Origin of the sequence: Nesterenkonia natronophila (genome assembly GCF_003595215.1) — a bacterium.
GTDB classification, from domain to species: Bacteria; Actinomycetota; Actinomycetes; order Actinomycetales; family Micrococcaceae; genus Nesterenkonia; species Nesterenkonia natronophila.
Map to the genome: position 1 here is coordinate 40,150 of NZ_QYZP01000003.1, position 16,474 is coordinate 56,623.

The window sequence follows — 16,474 nt, forward strand, 5'->3', positions numbered from 1 at the left end:
TATGGCCCCTTATGACCTCGCCATCATCGGTTCAGGCTCCGGGAACTCACTCATCACTCCCTTTTGGGATGACAAGCGGGTGGTACTGGCTGATCAAGGGATCCCGTCCACCGGAGCCTTCGGTGGGACATGCCTCAACGTCGGGTGTATCCCGACCAAGATGTACGTCCGTCCCGCGGCACTGGCACGCGTGCCCGAGGAGGCCTCACGTCTTGGTGTCAAACTCTCCGAGGCACGTGCCGATTGGCCCGGCATCCGGGACCGCATTTTTGGTCGAATCGATGCGATCTCCGAAGCAGGACGCGACTACCGTGAGCTGCTGGAGCATGTCGACTTGCTGTCGGAACGGGTCAGACTAACCGGCCCCCGATCATTTCGCACCGCCTCCGGCGTCGAAGTCTCGGCACAGCAGATGGTCATCGCGGCAGGCTCGCGGCCGGTGATTCCTGAAGTCCCCGGGGTTGAGCTGCCCCAGGTCCACACCTCTGACACCGTTATGCGGATGGAGGAGCTGCCCGAGAAGATCCTCATCATTGGTGGAGGTTATATCGCCTGCGAGTTCGCGGGCATCTTCTCCGGGCTCGGCTCGGAGGTCATCCAGGTCAACCGCAGCATCGGCCTCATGAACCAGTTAGATGCGGAGATCGCCGCCGCATACTCCGCGCAGGCGCAAACAAACTGGACGGTCCACTACCAGAGGACTCTGGCCGGCGTGGTTGAGGATGCCGAAGGGAAAGCGGTCGCCCAGCTGGTCACTTCAGACGGCAGGACGGAGGAGGTCCGTGCCGACGCCGTGCTGCTGGCCATCGGCAGGGTGCCAAACAGCGACACCTTAGGTGCTGCGGAGGTGGGCCTGGACCTCCACCCGGACGGTCGGATCGCCGTGGATGAGAAGCTGCGCGTTCAGATGGACGGGGTGCCGGTCGAAGGTGTCTACGCCGTAGGGGACGTCTCCTCGCCCCCCATGCTCAAACATGTCGCGAATCATGAAGCTCGGGTCGTTGCGCACAACCTGGAGCACCCGCAGCAGCTGAGGCGGGCCCGGCACGAGGCAATCCCCGCAGCCGTCTTCTCCCACCCGGAGATCGCCCATGTGGGGCTCACCGAGGACCAAGCGGCGGAGCAGATCGGTGCGGAGAATCTGACTGTCAAGACTCAGCGCTACGGTGACACAGCCTACGGGTGGGCCATGGAAGACGACTACGGCATTATGAAGGTGATTGCAGACGCCCGCGATGGTCAGATCCTGGGCGCACACGCCATGGGATACCAATCCTCAAACCTTATTCAGCCCATCGTCCACGCCATGAGTTTCGGGCAGGACGCCTACACGGCGGCTCGCGGGCAGTACTGGATCCACCCGGCCCTGATGGAGGTCACGGAGAACGCTCTGCTGGGTCTAGATGTGCCGATTCCTCCGGAGGCACCGCTGTAGCGGAATGACTGGGAGCACCTGCGGGTTGGCATGGGAGGAACCACCGTACGCTGACTGAAAGGACCCCATTATGGCCGAGCGCGTCGACTTCTGGTTCGATCCCATCTGCCCCTTTGCCTACGCGACATCCCGCTGGATACTCGAGGTGGAGAAGGTCCGTGACATTGAGGTGAAGTGGAATGTCATGAGCCTGGGAGTACTGAACGAGGACAAGAATCCCGCCCCCACCGAGGACGACGACATTCTGGCACGCTGGATCCCCGCCCGCACCTCTACTGCTGTGGCGCAGACCGCGCCGGAGAAGGTCGGCGACTTCTATTCCGCCATAGGATACGACATCCACGTCAATGGGCACCGCGACTTCGAGGCAGCCTCGCGACGGGCCCTGGCAGAGATCGGTCTGGACGGGTCCCTCGTCGATGAGGCGAAGACCAATACCTACGACGACGCCATGCGCACCTCCCATGAATCGGGCATTTCGCAGGTGGGACAGGACGTCGGTACGCCGATCGTCGCCTTCGCCGGAACTGCCTTCTTCGGTCCGGTGATCACACGTGTGCCAACCGGCGAGGACGCAGGCAAAATCTTTGACGGTGCGGTGGCAATGGCGGAGTACCCCTACTTCTTCGAGCTCAAGCGCTCACGCACCGAAAGCCCTCAGCTCCGCTAGCTCGCCGTCTTGGGCGCATGAGACGTCAGTCGGTGCGAATTACTTTGTGCTGAGCGGCCTGAGCGACCGGCCTGACGACAATCTGGTCAAGGTTCACATGGTGCGGGAGAGTCACCGCGTGGGTGATCACTTCGGCAATGTCCTCGGCAACCAGAGGTTTTTTCACCCCCGCGTAGACTTTCTCCGCAGCCGCAGCGTCGCCCCTCAGTCGTTTGGCGGCGAACTCATCAGTGCGCACCATACCGGGCTGAACCTCGATGACTCTGATGTTGTGCTCAGCCTCTTCCAAACGCAGGACGCCGGTGAGCGAATGCTGACCGAATTTGGCTGCGTTATAGCCTGCGCCGCCCTCATAGGCCACAACCCCGGCTGTAGAGGTCAGGTTCAGGACGGTTCCTTCACCGTGAGCGCGCAGCATAGGCAGGAAAGCCTGCGTAACGTGCAACGTACCCAGCACATTGACCTCGTACATCCACCGCCAGTCCTCCGCCCGGCTCTCAGCAACCGAATCAACGCCCAATGCACCGCCAGCATTGTTGATCAGGGTGTCGATTCCGCCGTCTTCGGTGACCGTCTCTAACAGTGAGGCGACCTGGTTGGGGTCGGTGACATCGCAGACCACCGGGATGATGCCCTCCTGCTCGGCAAGATGCTCCAGCTTCTCGACCCGGCGAGCGACCGCGAAGACCTGCCATCCCTCAGAAGTCAGGCGAAGTGCAGTGGCGGCCCCGATCCCGGAGGAGGCTCCAGTGACGAGGGCGCGGCGGGGTGTTGATTCCATGTCCATGGGAACAGCCTAGTCAGTGGCTGCGTCCCGGCGGGTGGCGTTTCCGACATGTGAGACGGGCCGATGCTCGGATCATGCGTGGCAGAATGGGTCCATGGCCGAAAACATAAAGGGCACGGACGCGCCCGCATACAAGACCCCTGAAGTCCCCGATAAACCAGCTCTGGAAGGTTTGGAGAGCAAGCTCAGTGCGGCATGGTCGCAGGAGCAGATCTTCCACTTCGATGACAACGCTACTCGCGACGAGGTGTACTCCATCGACACCCCGCCGCCGACAGCATCGGGGTCGCTGCACGTTGGCCACATGTTCTCCTACACCCAGACTGATGTAGTGGCCCGCTATAAGCGCATGCGGGGCAAGGAGGTCTTCTACCCTCTGGGGTGGGATGACAACGGCCTTCCCACCGAACGGCGCGTTCAGAATTACTACGGGGTGCGCTGCGACCCCGCCAAACCTTATGACCCGCACTACGCGCCGCCGGAGAAGCCGGCCAAGAACCAGCGCGACTGGGACATGATCTCTCGCCGCAACTTCATCGAACTTTGCGAGACGCTGACGGTGAAGGATGAGAAGGTCTTCGAAGACCTTTTCACCACTCTGGGACTCTCCGTCGACTGGCGCCAAACCTACCGCACGATTGACGATCACTCCCGCACAGTCTCCCAGCGCGCGTTCGTGCGCGATGTACGCTCCGGCAACGCATACACCGCTGAGGCTCCCACCCTGTGGGACGTCACCTTCCGCACCGCAGTGGCTCAGGCGGAGCTGGAGGCCAAGGAGCGCCCCAGCGCCTACTACCGGTACCCCTTCAAAGACAGTGCCGGCAAAGAGGTCATCATTGCCACCACTCGCCCCGAGCTGCTTCCCTCCTGCGTGGCGCTGGTTGCCCACCCTGAGGACGAGCGCTATCAGCAGCTCGTCGGCAGCACGGTGACCTCTCCGCTGTTTGATGTGGAGGTGCCAGTGCTGGCTCATCCGTTGGCTGATCCGGAGAAGGGCTCCGGGATCGCTATGATCTGCACTTTCGGCGACATGACTGACGTGACGTGGTGGCGGGAGCTGAACCTGCCCACCCGCGCGGTGATTGGGCGCGACGGCCGCCTGTCCGGGGACACCCCGCAGTGGATCACCACCCCACAGGGCCGAGACCACTATCAGCAGCTGGCGGGCAAGACGGTCCACTCGGCCAAAGAAGCCGTCATCGACCTGCTGCAGACAAGCGGGCTGATGCGCGCCGAGCCGGAGAAGATCACTCACGCGGTCCATTTCTACGAGAAGGGTGACAAGCCCCTAGAAGTGGTCACGTCGCGACAGTGGTACATCCGCAATGGTGGACGGGATGCTGAGCGTCGCGAACAGCTGGTCGAACGCGGACGCAAGATCACCTGGAACCCAAGTTTCATGCGCTCGCGCTACGAAAACTGGGTGGAGGGCCTCAACGGAGATTGGCTGATATCGCGCCAGCGGTTCTTCGGCGTGCCGATCCCTGTGTGGTACCCGCTCAACAGCGCAGCTGAGCCGGACTACGACCACCCGATCCTGCCGGCAGAGGACCAGCTTCCGGTGGACCCGGCTTCCGAGCCGGCACCGGGCTTCGCGGAGTCCCAGCGCGGCGAGTCTGGCGGATTCATGGGCGAACCGGATGTCTTCGATACCTGGGCGACGTCGTCCCTGACTCCTCAGATTGCTGGCCAATGGGAGCGCGACTCCGACCGGTTTCAGCGAGTCTTCCCCTTCGACCTGCGTCCCCAAGGGCATGACATCATCCGCACGTGGTTGTTCTCCAGCGTGGTGCGCGCGAACTCGCTGCACGACACCGTGCCGTGGACCAACACGGCCATATCCGGCTGGATCCTGGACCCGGACCGGAAGAAGATGTCTAAGTCCAAGGGCAATGTGGTCATTCCCAATGAGCCCTTGGAGCAGTTCGGCGCGGATGCTGTGCGGTACTGGGCCGCATCGGCCAAACTCGGGGCGGACACCGCCTACGAGATCAGCCAGATGAAGATCGGTCGCCGACTAGCTATCAAGCTGCTCAATGCCTCGAAATTCGCGTTCGGAATGGGTGTGACCGAGGAGCACGTCATCGCCCCCGGCAGTGACCCTACAATCATCACCGAGCCATTGGACCAGGCGCTTCTGGCGAAGCTGCGGAGTGTGATTGAGCAGGCCACCGAGCATTTCGACAACTACGACTACGCCCGGGCGCTGAGCGTCTCGGAAAGCTTCTTCTGGTCCTTCACCGATGACTATGTGGAGTTGGTCAAGGACCGCGCGTACGGCGCGCAGGGAGAACCGGCACAGGCCTCCGTGCGGGCCACTCTTGCCACGGCGCTGGACAAGCTGCTGCGTTTATTTGCCCCGGTGCTGCCGTTTGCCACGGATGAGGTGTGGCGCTGGTGGCGGCACGGTTCGGTCCACGCCGCCAGCTGGCCGGAGCCATCAGAGCTGGATGCTGTGGCCGGTTCGCCGGCTGTGCTGGATGCGGTCGCTGCCGGGTTGACCAGCCTGCGTCGGGCGAAGGCAGAAGCCAACGTCAAACAGCGCACAGAAATCCTCTCGGCACGGATCTCCGGTCCGCAGCAGGAGATGGACTCTGTTCGCTCGGCGCTGCAGGACCTGCAGGCGGCGACCAAATCCCAGGTGCTGGAGCTGGAGAGCACAGAAGGCGCTCCCCAAGAGATTGTGGTCTCTGAGCTCGCGCTGGCTGAGGCGGCTACTGCCTGAGTTCGGGACGCGTCACTCGTTCTCGGCTTCCACGGAGCGTACTTCCAGAACCCCATCCAATTCGCTGAGCCGCCGGTGCAGGTGATCGGGGGAGAGGTACTGTGAGCGGGAGAAGCTCAGCAGGGCGTCCACCACAGCACCTTCGTCCGTCTCCTTGCGCCGGGTATGGTTCAGGCCAACCTCGTAGCCAAGGCCGGACGCGGTGGTGAGGACATCACGCAAAATGCCGTGACCATCCCGATAGCGGACCTCGAAGCGGTGGGTGCGGCCGCGCTTGGGTATTCGGCGTGCCAGCCGGGTGACTATTGTGACCGCCAGCAGGTAGAACACCACTGTGAGTGCGGCGATCAGTGGCATTCCCGCTCCGCAAGCCATGCCGACTGCAGCGGTGACCCAGATGGAGCCGGCGGTGGTGAGTCCGGAGACGATGTTCTGGCGCACGAAGATCACACCGGCGCCGATAAACCCGATGCCGGAGACGATCTGGGCCGCGATGCGGGAGGGGTCCAAGATGACGTCATCGCCCAGCAGGTGTGAAAAGCCGTAGGCAGAAACCAGTGTGAAAAGGGCAGAACCGAGGCCCACCAGAATATGAGTGCGCGCCCCGGCTGACTTCTGCCCCAGTTCGCGCTCCAATCCCACCACAGCGGAGAGAACGAAAGCGCAGGCCAGCAGAACGGCCTCGGTCCCAAGGGTGTCAGGTATCAGGTCAATGTTCATTCCTCTCACGGTAGGCTCCCAGGCTTGAGCCAGCCTGGAGGTCGTCCCTTCTGCGTCAGCGGTCGACTGTGCCCGTCAAAGGGCTGCCGGAGGAGGGCTGGGCAGGCACTATCGGCCACGGAGAGTGATTGGGCTGGTCCTGTGGTTTCGCGTAGAATTCCATGAAGCAGCTTCGACCCGGCCATCACCGGTGAGCTTCCGGAAGAACCGGAGGATGCCTCGTCATCTTCTCCGCAGTAGACCCGGACGGGTAAGCCCGTCACAGCAGTCATGAAGCGGCGTGTATGCCCGATACCAGCATCGGGGATCCAGCAAGCAAGGTGGTACCGCGCAGGCGGTCGGGAGCCCCCTCCCGCCCCAGGCGTCCTTGCAGAACTAGCCACAGCTATGCACCAGGATGACCTTCATGACTGAGAACGCTTCTCCCACGTATCCGCGCACCACCGCTGACGCCCACCGCAAGGTGCAGAACTCGGTGCGTTTCCCGGAGATTGAGCAACGCATCCTGAAGTACTGGGAAGCTGATGGCACTTTTCAAGCCTCGGTGGACGCGCGCCCGGAGGACAACGAGTTCGTCTTCTACGATGGTCCTCCGTTCGCCAACGGCCTCCCGCACTACGGTCACCTGCTGACGGGTTATGTGAAGGATCTGGTGCCGCGTTACCAGACCATGCGCGGCAAACGCGTGGAGCGCCGCTTCGGTTGGGACACCCACGGGCTTCCCGCTGAGCTGTCGGCTATGAAGGACCTCGGTATGACCGATAAGGCCGAGATCGAGGCCATGGGCATCGAACATTTCAACGACGCTTGCCGCTCCAATGTCCTGAAGTTCACGAAGGAATGGTCGGCATATGTGAACCGACAGGCCCGCTGGGTGGACTTCGAGAATGACTACAAGACGCTCAATGTGGAGTTCATGGAGTCGGTCATCTGGGCGTTCAAGCAGCTCCATGAAAAGGGCCTGACCTATCAGGGGTTCCGAGTGCTGCCCTACTGCTGGAAGGACGAGACCCCGCTGTCCAACCACGAGCTGCGTATGGACGATGAAGTCTATAAAGACCGGCAGGACCCCTCGGTTACGGTCACGTTCCCCATCACCGGTGGCGGGACGTTGGGTGAGCAGCTGCGCGGAGTGAATCTTCTCGCGTGGACCACCACCCCGTGGACCCTGCCCACCAACTTCTCCGTGGCGGTGGGCCCGGAGGTTGAATACGCGGTGGTGGAGGCACCTGCTGATGGTCCGCTGCCGGGCAAGCATATGATCGCTGCCGATCTGGTGGGCGCCTACGCGCAGGACCTGGGCTTCGCAGACCACGAGGGTGTCTCCGCGGCTGATGCAGCTCAGGCCGCCGTAGTAAGCCGGTACTCGGGCAAGGACCTGGCCCAGCTGGAGTACGAGCCGCTGTGGCACTACTACTCCGATACTGACTCTTGGGGCACCCAGAAGGCCTGGCGGGTGCTGGTGGAGGATTACATCACCACCACCGACGGCACCGGCCTGGTCCATCAGGCTTCCGCTTACGGTGAGGAGGACCAGAGGTCCTCCGAGGCGGCTGGCATCCCGGTGATCCTGTCCATCGATGCCGCCGCGCAGTTCCTGCCGATGTTCGCCGAGCCGACCCCACGGGGGGACACCCCCCTGGCGGAAATCGCCGGCGTGCAGGCTTTTGAGGCCAACCGTGCCATCATCAACCGGCTCAAGACCGACCGGCGGTTGGTGCGGGAGCAGTCCTATGTGCACTCCTATCCGCATTGTTGGCGCTGCCGCACGCCCCTGATCTACAAAGCGGTCACCTCCTGGTACGTGGCAGTCACGGAAATCAAGGACCGCATGCTGGAGCTCAATGAGCAGATCACTTGGATCCCGGAGAACGTGAAGCACGGCCAGTTCGGCCGGTGGTTGGAGAACGCCCGGGACTGGTCAATCTCCCGCAATCGGTACTGGGGCAGCCCCATCCCAGTGTGGGTCTCTGATGATCCCGACTATCCGCGCACCGAGGTCTACGGCTCACTCGATGAGCTGAAGGAGGCTTTCGGAGACTACCCCCGCAACGCCGCGGGCGAACCGGATCTGCACCGGCCCTGGATCGACCAGCTGACGCGGCCCAACCCTGACGACCCCACCGGGAATTCGACCATGCGCCGGGTGGAGGACGTCCTGGACGTGTGGTTCGACTCGGGTTCCATGCCCTTCGCGCAGGTGCACTACCCGTTTGAGAACGCTGCCTGGTTCGACGGACACAACCCGGCAGACTTCATCGTGGAGTACATCGGTCAGACCCGCGGCTGGTTCTACACCATGCACATCCTGGCCACGGCACTCTTTGACCGACCCGGTTTCAGCAACGTCATCAGTCATGGGGTCGTGTTGGGCTCTGACGGACAGAAGATGTCCAAGTCGCTGCAGAACTACCCGGATGTGAATGAGGTGTTTGACCGCGACGGATCAGATGCCATGCGCTGGTTCCTCATGAGCTCTCCCATTCTCCGCGGGGGCAATCTGGTGGTCACCGAAGGTGGCATCCGGGAAGGCGTCCGTCAAGTGCTGCTTCCAATGTGGAACGCCTGGCACTTCTTCGCCCTCTACGCCAACTCGGCCAAGCAGGGGGCCGGATATCAGGCCCAAGAAGTTGAGAACGACGATGCCCGACTCACTCCGCTGGATCACTACATCCTGGCCGCCACCGGAGACCTGGTCCGGGACGCGACCGACGCGCTGGACAATTTCGACGTCTCAGGAGCCTGTGATGCGCTGCGTCGATTCGCCGAGCTGCTCACCAACTGGTATATCCGCCGGTCCCGGCAGCGGTTCTACGATGAAGACTTCACCGCCTACGACGTGCTCTACACGGTCCTGGAGACCTTCACCCGGGTTGCAGCGCCGCTGCTTCCTCTGGTTTCTGAGGAAGTGTGGCGCGGGCTGACCGGGGGCCGCAGCGTGCATCTGGCCGACTGGCCGGACCCCGCGCGCTATGTGCGCGACGAGCGGGCCGTGGAACTGATGGATCTCACCCGGGTCGTGACCTCCGCAGGCTCAGCACTGCGCAAGCAGGCTCAGCGTCGAGTGCGGCAGCCACTGGCCAGCTTGACTGTAGTGGCTCCCGGCGCTGAATCGCTGGCGGGAACCTACGAGCAGATCATTGCCGATGAATTGAACATTAAGAAGGTGGAGCTGCTGGATTCAGAGCAGGCTCCGGCGGAGCGGTTCGGCATCGGTCAGCAGCTCGTCGTCAACGCCAGGGTCGCAGGGCCGCGGCTGGGCAAAGAGGTTCAGCACGCCATCCGTGGGGCGAAGTCGGGGGACTGGTCTGTCTCCAATGGAGTCGTGACCGCAGGAGGGCTCGCACTGCAGGAGGGGGAGTACACACTGACCACCACCGTGTCGGAGGAACTCGGCGATCAAGCAGTGTCTGTCTTGGAAAAGGCCTCCGGAGCAGGAGAGGGGTTCTTAGTGTTGGACACTCGGCTCACCGACGAGCTGGTCGCCGAAGGCACAGCCCGTGATGTCATCCGCACCGTCCAGGCCGCCCGCAAGAGCGAGGACCTGCAGGTCTCAGACCGTATCGCCACTACGCTGACCGCCTCGCCTGAGGTCATTGACGCCGTGGAGGCTCACGCGGAGCTGGTCAAGGCCGAGACGCTGACAGTGCAGCTGAACCTCGTGGCCGGAGAGCAGACGGAGAGCACCCGCGCCAGCGTCGTTGTTATCGAGAAGTCCCATGCCTGAGTCAGTGCAGCCAGTCGACGAGTTCTCGGTGGAGAGCATCTACGCCGAGATGCTGTCCCGTGCGCCGGAGTCCGACATGCGCCCCCGCCTGGAGCCCATGCAGCAAGTGATGGATGTGTTGGGCCAACCGCAGCGCACCGCGCCGGTGATCCACGTCGGCGGCACCAACGGTAAAACCTCAATCGCTCGGATGATCGAGGCGGGCCTCCTAGCCCATGACCTCCGGGTGGGTCGCTACAGCTCCCCGCACATGGGCAAGGTCACCGAGCGCATAGCAGTCGACGGCAAGCCGGTAGCAGATGAGACATTCGTGCGGATCTGGGATGAGATCAGACCCCACATAGGGCTGGTCGATCAGCAGCTGGGCCAGCAGGGTGAGGTGCCACTGACCCTGTTTGAGCTGCTGACGGTGCTGGCGTTCGCGATCTTCGCCGACGAACCGGTCGACGTCATGGTCATAGAAGTTGGCCTGGGCGGCTCCTGGGACGCCACAAATGTAGCCGATGCAGCCGTGCAGGTCATCGGGCCGATCAGCCTGGACCACACAGATCTGTTGGGCGATTCTGTGGAGGAGATCGCTGAAGAGAAGGCTGGCATCATCAAACCCGGCGGCTTTCTCATCTCCGCAGCCCAAGAGCGCGACGCCGCCGATGTCCTATTGGAAGCTGCGCAGCGCGCTGGGATACCTTTCCGCTTCGAGGGCGTTGAGTTCGGCGTGGAATCCAGGCTCCCCGGTGTGGGAGGCCAGCAGGTCACCGTCCAAGGGCTTGCCGGGCGCTACCCTGATCTGATGCTGCCACTGTTGGGAGCCCACCAGGCGGAGAACTTCGCTCTGGCGGTGGCCGCGTTGGAGGCGTTCATCGGAGGCGGTGAGCAGGAGCTCGCAGCGGAGAACCTCCGCACAGCATGTGAGCACATCACCTCACCAGGCAGGTTGGAGACGTTGCGCTCGGCCCCGGCCATCATCGTCGACGCCGCACACAACCCCGCCGGCATCGAAGCCAGCGCCCAGGCGCTGAAAGAGAGCTTCGGACTCACAGGCCTGGTCCTCATTGTGGGCATCCTTCGGGAGAAGGATGTCCGGGCTATGCTGCGGGAACTGTTCGAGCAGTACAGCGACCTCGCCGACGCTATCTGCTTCACAGCATCCACCTCACCGCGGGCGATACCGGCGCATGAGCTCGCTGAGCTTGCATTGGATGCGGGCTTCCCTGAGTCGAGTATCCACGCCACTGAACGGCTGGACGAGGCGCTCAGTTGGGCGGTGGCCCGCACCGATGAGACAGGTGCCACCGGGACCGGCGGGATATTGGTCACCGGATCGATCACAGCAGTTGCTGAGACACGTGCTCTCTTCGGTGCGGTGGACTCGGGCATCCCTGACACCGACGCCGCCGAAGGCGGATCCTGATGGCTTGGCGTTCGCGTGCTCAGCGAGAATGGGAGCCGGGTCAGGTCCGGCCCCCTCGGTCGGTGAAGGCGCTGTTCGCCTCAACTGTCCTGTGCTTGGAAGCGGCTCTGATGGTCTTCTTCGGTCTGGCTGCCTGGGGACTGAATCAGAACGAGTGGTATGCGTGGTGGATCTTCGCGGCGGCCTGCCTGGTTGCCGTGGTGTGCGTGGCCCTGTGTGCTGTGTTGCACCGACCCATCGGGTACCCCGCCGGATGGGTGATGCAGGGGATCATTGTCGCCACTTTCGTTGGGGTGGCGCTGATCACCTCCGCGGGGCTGATCGTGCCGTTGGCGCTATTGCCCGGATTAGGGTTCGCGGCATGCTGGTGGTACGCGGTCTCCCGGGGTGCTCAGATTGATGCTGAAAAGATGGAAAGATACCGAGCGGAAGAAGAACTTGCCGCGGAAGCGGACAGTGAGGAGAACACAACATGACCGAACGCACCCTGGTGCTCATCAAGCCCGACGGCGTGGAGCGGGGCCTAACCGGTGAGATCCTGCGCAGGATCGAAGCTAAAGGCTACATAATCACTGAGCTGGCCAAACGGCAGGCGAGCCCGGACCAGTTGGCCGCACACTACGCCGAGCATGAGGGCAAGCCTTTTTACCAGCCGCTGGTCGATTTCATGCTCTCCGGCCCCATTGTGGCTGCCGTTGTGGAAGGTGACGAGGTCATCAAGGGTTTCCGCTCATTGGCGGGAGCGACCGACCCCAGCACCGCAGCCCCGGGAACGATTCGGGGTGACTTGGGCCGTGACTGGGGCGAGAAGGTGCAGAAGAACCTTGTCCACGGGTCCGATTCGGTGGACAGTGCCGAAAGGGAAATCGGGATCTGGTTCAGCTGAACTATCCGGCTTTGGTCGGGCGGGTGCCGTCGGTGAACTCCACCTGAATGGGGGACAGCTTCAGCTGGGTGCGGTCGTAGACGATCTGCGCGGCGCGCATCCGCCCATTTGACTTGTGGTCGGTGTACTCCTGGTACTGAGCGCAGACCCATTCGGGGTCCCCGTCGGCGAGCATCCGGCCCTGCTCAATCCAGATCACACGGGTACACATCTGCTTGATGGTGCCCAGCGAGTGAGACACCAGAAACACGCAGCCGGCCTGAGCGCGCACCTCGTCCAGGCGCTTCTTGGTGCGGGCCCGGAACTGGGCGTCGCCGGTATTCAGTGCCTCATCGATGAGCAGGATGTCCGGGTCCACGCTGGTGGCGATCGCGAACTGCAGCCGTGAGGCCATCCCGGAGGAGTACGCCTTCAGCGGCATATCAAGGGCGTTGTGAAGCCCGGAGATCTCTACGATCATGTCGAATCTCTGCTTGGCCTCCTTCGGGGAGAGGCCCATCGCCAGGCACCCGAGTTTGATGTTCTCTCGTCCTGAAATCTGCCTCACCAGGGCCGCATTGACGCCGAGCATCACCGGAGTGGAGGTGGCGTAGACCTCCCCGGAGCTGGGGCGGATCTTACCGGTCAGCAGCTTCATCAACGTGGACTTCCCAGAACCGTTGGTGCCGATGACTCCCACGGTCTCTCCCCGGTTGACCACGAAGCTGAGTTCGTCCAACGCAGGGATCTCTGACCAGCCGGAGCCGAGGGCCCGCTGCAGGTGACGACCGATGCGTTTGGTGGAGTTCTTGTGTTCGCTGCCGGAGCGGATGCGGTAGATCTTCGAGGCGCAGTCGACAGCCACAGAAACACGCGCTGGATCGGCAGTCTCAATCTGCGGCGCACTCTGCGTCAGCGGCTGGTCATCCCAAGCGATCTCCTCGATCGCCTCGAACCCGAAACCGTCGTCGAAGGCCTCCGGGTCCAGGTCCAGGCCTTCGCCGGTGGCATCGTGGCGGGCAGGTCCGTTGGCCCGGCGGGGGTTGTAGGGGGAGGTAGGTGTGCTCATATAGGGCAGCTCAGCGTTCCCGTCCGTAGGTCTCTTCGCCTCGCCAGAAGATGATCATTCCGATGCTCAAGGCTCCTACGGCCCATCCGCCGAGCACGATCCACCGGAAGGGTTCCCCGAGGCCGTCGTAGAGCCAGGCATCGCGGATGATGTCCAGGATGCAGAAGGCGGGGTTGTAGTGCATGACGGTGATGATCCAGTCATGGCCGCGGTCAGCGAAGCGGTCCACGCTGAAGATGACTGCAGAGGCGTAGAACCACAGCCTGACACCGATGCTGATCAGGTGCTTGACGTCGTTGTAGTTGGCCACCACACGCGCCAGAATCAGGCTGAGTCCGGTCATCACCAACAGCCCCAGAAAAATGGCCGGGAAGAACATCAGCCATTTCCAGTCCAAGGTGATGTCAGCGCGCTGCATATCAGCAATCTGATAGTCGCCGATGAAGTAGACCAGAACCGCCATCACCACGAACGTGGGGACCGTTGCGAAGAGTTCGCGCACTGTGGAGGAGATGGGCAGGCAGGCGCGTGGGAAGTTGAACGCTTGGACTACCTGCTGGTTGCCGGCGATCGAATTGGAACCGCTGACCACAGCACCCTGAATGAAACGGAAGGTCAGAACCCCAATGATCAGGTACCCGATGAAGTTCACAATCCCACGGTGTGTCTCCAGGATGTAGCCGAAGATGAAGAAGTACACCGCCGCCTGCAGCAGGGGATTCATCACCATCCAGAAGCGTCCCAAGGAGTCCAAGTTGTTCTGGGACGAGGTGCGCGCGTGGGCGTCGTATTGGAGGAAGTGCCTGAAGGCCCAGATGTTGCGGATGTAGCGCAGCAGCCCGGGCCGGGCACCAACGCGGACCAGCTGGTCTCCGTCCATCTGGACGACCCGCTGCGGACCCAACTGAAAACTGGGCGTGCGCCTTTCAGCGGCGGGTGCTGCCATGAGAGTCCTCCCGGTGTGAAGTGCGAGCCTCGCACACGGCGGGGCAAAGCGGGGCCCAGTCTACCAGCGGGCTCCACAGGGCCCGCGAAGGTCAGCAGGGCAGGTGATCTGCGGCTCCTTCATTGCGTCACGTGTCATGAGTCTCGGCCCCGGCAGCGCTGGGTCTCTAGAATCACTTCATGCCCTCCTCCTCCGGCGCGCCCACGGATACCACCTGGGACCCCACTCGCTACTTGGCCTTCGCCTCAGAACGTACCCGTCCGTTCGTGGACCTGCTGGGGCGGGTTAACCTTCCCAATGCGCGCACCGTGGTGGATCTGGGCTGCGGCCCAGGAAACGGGATGCCCGTTCTGCGGCATCACTGGCCAGCCGCCCACATCACCGGGGTGGATACCAGTCAGGAAATGCTGGACAAAGCCCGGGAATCAACGCGCGACGACGCCAAGATCAAGTATGAGCAGGCAGATATCCGCGCCTTCGCCACGGAGAAACCGGTGGACCTCATCGTGTCCAATGCTGCACTGCAGTGGCTGCCCGACCACCGAGACTTGTTGCCCAGCATCCAAGACTCCGTAGCGCCCGGGGGAGTCTTGGCCGTGCAGGTCCCGGGAAACTATGCCGCGCCGAGTCACCGCATCCTCTACGACCTAGCCGGAAGCGCTCCCTACGCGGAGCACATTGATCCCTCCACGCTTCTGACGCCGACAGCCGCAGTGGTCGACTACATGCTTGACGTCAGCAGAGACGGGTGGGATGTGGAGGCCTGGGAGACCACCTACCAGCACGTCCTGCAGGGTAAGGACCCGGTGTTCGACTGGATTTCAGCGGCGGCTGCGCGCCCGGTGCTCTCCGCTCTGCCACCAGAGCTGTTGGCGAAGTTCACCGCTGAGTACAAGGCGGCGCTGAAAGAGGCCTACCCAGAGACCCGCATTGGGACCATCTTGCCGTTCCGCCGGATCTTCTTCATCGCGCGCCGCAGAAGCTGAGAACCAGCTCAGTCCGCGTCCTCCACCGAAGACGAGATCAGAGGCAGACGCGGGCTGTCCCAATACTGGGCGCGCAGACTCAGCATCTGCGTCAATTCCCACATCACCCGACGGCGTCGGCCGAATGCAGGAAAGCGGTGGATCAACACACTGGCCCAGGCATCAGCGTCCACAATGACGGCCCCATCGGCGGAGTTCAACGCAGGTGTGATGAGGTCGATGGCCGCGGCCCCGAGCCCAGGGATCGACTGTGCGGCACGTTCGGCCAGTGAACGGAGCGCGGGAGACACCATATCGGTGACATCGAATGGCAAACCCCCTGCGGTGAGTCGCCCGTCCTCCTGCAGCATCCGCAGGTCTCCGCGCTCCAGCACAGTCTCACCAGTCAACGGATCAGGCAGTTCTGAGAGCACAGATCCGAGGCTGGGCAACGTGGACTTGAGCAGCGCGTGCACTGAACGATGCTCAAAGCTGGCGCGCACCAGGTCCGCCACAGTGCTGGAGCCGTCTCCGATTACGAACAGCGGGACTCGTACAGCGGCCGCATAAGACGTCCCACCGACTACGAAGAACCTGACCAACAGTCCGTCGTGGAAGGGTTCGACCACCACCTCCTGTGAAGATCGCGCACCCCGGGGCCGCAGCCGCACTGCGCGCTTCCAGGCATCAGGAAATCCGCTCTCGGTCACCTGCAGGCTCACACCGCGGCCTCTCCGAGCCGCATCAGGTTTGACGACCCATGAGCCTCCGGCGGCGAGGAGCTGGTGGGCGGCTGCCTCTGCATCAGCGGCGAATGCCTTTCCGCCAGCCACCGGCAGGTCGGCAGCAGCGGCATAAGTTTGAGTGAGCGTCTTACTCGCACAGGCCTCGGCCGCCTGGTCGCTGACCAATGTCGTCATGCGCCCATACCTGCCGCCCACAATGTTCCCGTTATAAAGGAATGCCGCGTACCACCCCTGGAACTGATGTACTGGCATCCTGCGCTGCCGCAGACCATAGTTCATCGTCTGGATGTGTCGGGTCAGTCGTGGGTACTCGTTGAGCTGATCCCAGGCCGGATGGACGTGCGCGTTGATGAATGTGCCGATAGGTCTCTCGGCGTCAGGGAGCGAGGTATGAACTGGCACGAT

General features: G+C 62.8%; 13 protein-coding genes. 8 read left to right on the forward strand and 5 right to left on the reverse strand.

Annotated elements, in window-relative coordinates; genetic code table 11:
- Position 1: 1 nt before the first annotated feature.
- Both D3250_RS09240 and D3250_RS09245 read left to right on the forward strand, forming a co-directional pair.
- Positions 2-1,435: a mycothione reductase gene (locus D3250_RS09240; RefSeq protein WP_119903114.1), complete on the forward strand. Its 1,434-nt coding sequence runs from the start codon at positions 2-4 to the stop codon at positions 1,433-1,435.
- 70 nt (positions 1,436-1,505) lie between these two features.
- Positions 1,506-2,105 (forward strand): mycothiol-dependent nitroreductase Rv2466c family protein, encoded by a 600-nt coding sequence (locus D3250_RS09245; protein WP_119903115.1) that lies wholly within the window; start codon positions 1,506-1,508, stop codon positions 2,103-2,105.
- Between the two features lie 25 nt (positions 2,106-2,130).
- On the opposite strand, the gene D3250_RS09250 is transcribed toward D3250_RS09245, so the two are convergent.
- Positions 2,131-2,892, reverse strand: coding sequence for an SDR family oxidoreductase (locus D3250_RS09250; RefSeq protein WP_438830145.1), 762 nt, complete (start codon positions 2,890-2,892; stop codon positions 2,131-2,133).
- Positions 2,893-2,986: 94 nt separating this feature from the next.
- Here D3250_RS09250 and valS point away from each other — a divergent pair, with 94 nt between their 5' ends.
- Complete coding sequence (gene valS, locus D3250_RS09255; RefSeq protein ID WP_119903116.1) at positions 2,987-5,620, forward strand: valine--tRNA ligase; 2,634 nt, start codon at positions 2,987-2,989, stop codon at positions 5,618-5,620.
- 12 nt (positions 5,621-5,632) lie between these two features.
- Here valS and D3250_RS09260 read toward each other — a convergent pair whose 3' ends face one another.
- The gene (locus tag D3250_RS09260; RefSeq protein ID WP_119903117.1) at positions 5,633-6,340 is read right to left on the reverse strand and encodes an MgtC/SapB family protein; all 708 of its coding nucleotides are present in this window, start codon (positions 6,338-6,340) and stop codon (positions 5,633-5,635) included.
- Positions 6,341-6,746: 406 nt separating this feature from the next.
- Between D3250_RS09260 and ileS the strand changes: the two genes are divergently transcribed.
- The 4 genes from ileS to ndk are packed head-to-tail and all read left to right on the forward strand — an operon-like array spanning position 6,747 to position 12,364.
- Positions 6,747-10,067, forward strand: coding sequence for an isoleucine--tRNA ligase (gene ileS, locus D3250_RS09265; protein ID WP_119903544.1), 3,321 nt, complete (start codon positions 6,747-6,749; stop codon positions 10,065-10,067).
- Positions 10,060-11,478: a bifunctional folylpolyglutamate synthase/dihydrofolate synthase gene (locus D3250_RS09270; protein ID WP_119903118.1), complete on the forward strand. Its 1,419-nt coding sequence runs from the start codon at positions 10,060-10,062 to the stop codon at positions 11,476-11,478. Before ileS ends, D3250_RS09270 begins: the two co-directional genes overlap by 8 nt.
- Complete coding sequence (locus D3250_RS09275) at positions 11,478-11,954, forward strand: DUF4233 domain-containing protein (protein WP_119903119.1); 477 nt, start codon at positions 11,478-11,480, stop codon at positions 11,952-11,954. Before D3250_RS09270 ends, D3250_RS09275 begins: the two co-directional genes overlap by 1 nt.
- Entirely contained in the window at positions 11,951-12,364 is a 414-nt protein-coding gene (gene ndk, locus D3250_RS09280) for a nucleoside-diphosphate kinase (RefSeq protein ID WP_119903120.1), read from the forward strand. The genes D3250_RS09275 and ndk overlap by 4 nt, the downstream gene beginning before the upstream one ends.
- Before the next feature lies 1 nt (position 12,365).
- Here ndk and D3250_RS09285 read toward each other — a convergent pair whose 3' ends face one another.
- Positions 12,366-13,412 (reverse strand): ABC transporter ATP-binding protein, encoded by a 1,047-nt coding sequence (locus D3250_RS09285; protein WP_119903121.1) that lies wholly within the window; start codon positions 13,410-13,412, stop codon positions 12,366-12,368.
- Between the two features lie 10 nt (positions 13,413-13,422).
- On the reverse strand, positions 13,423-14,358 hold the full coding sequence (locus D3250_RS09290; RefSeq protein WP_119903122.1) for an ABC transporter permease: 936 nt from the start codon (positions 14,356-14,358) through the stop codon (positions 13,423-13,425).
- A gap of 179 nt (positions 14,359-14,537) precedes the next feature.
- On the opposite strand from D3250_RS09290, the gene D3250_RS09295 reads away from it, so the two are divergent.
- Entirely contained in the window at positions 14,538-15,344 is an 807-nt protein-coding gene (locus tag D3250_RS09295) for a methyltransferase domain-containing protein (protein ID WP_119903123.1), read from the forward strand.
- 8 nt (positions 15,345-15,352) lie between these two features.
- On the opposite strand, the gene D3250_RS09300 is transcribed toward D3250_RS09295, so the two are convergent.
- Positions 15,353-16,471: a hypothetical protein gene (locus D3250_RS09300; RefSeq protein ID WP_147383516.1), complete on the reverse strand. Its 1,119-nt coding sequence runs from the start codon at positions 16,469-16,471 to the stop codon at positions 15,353-15,355.
- Positions 16,472-16,474: the final 3 nt, after the last annotated feature.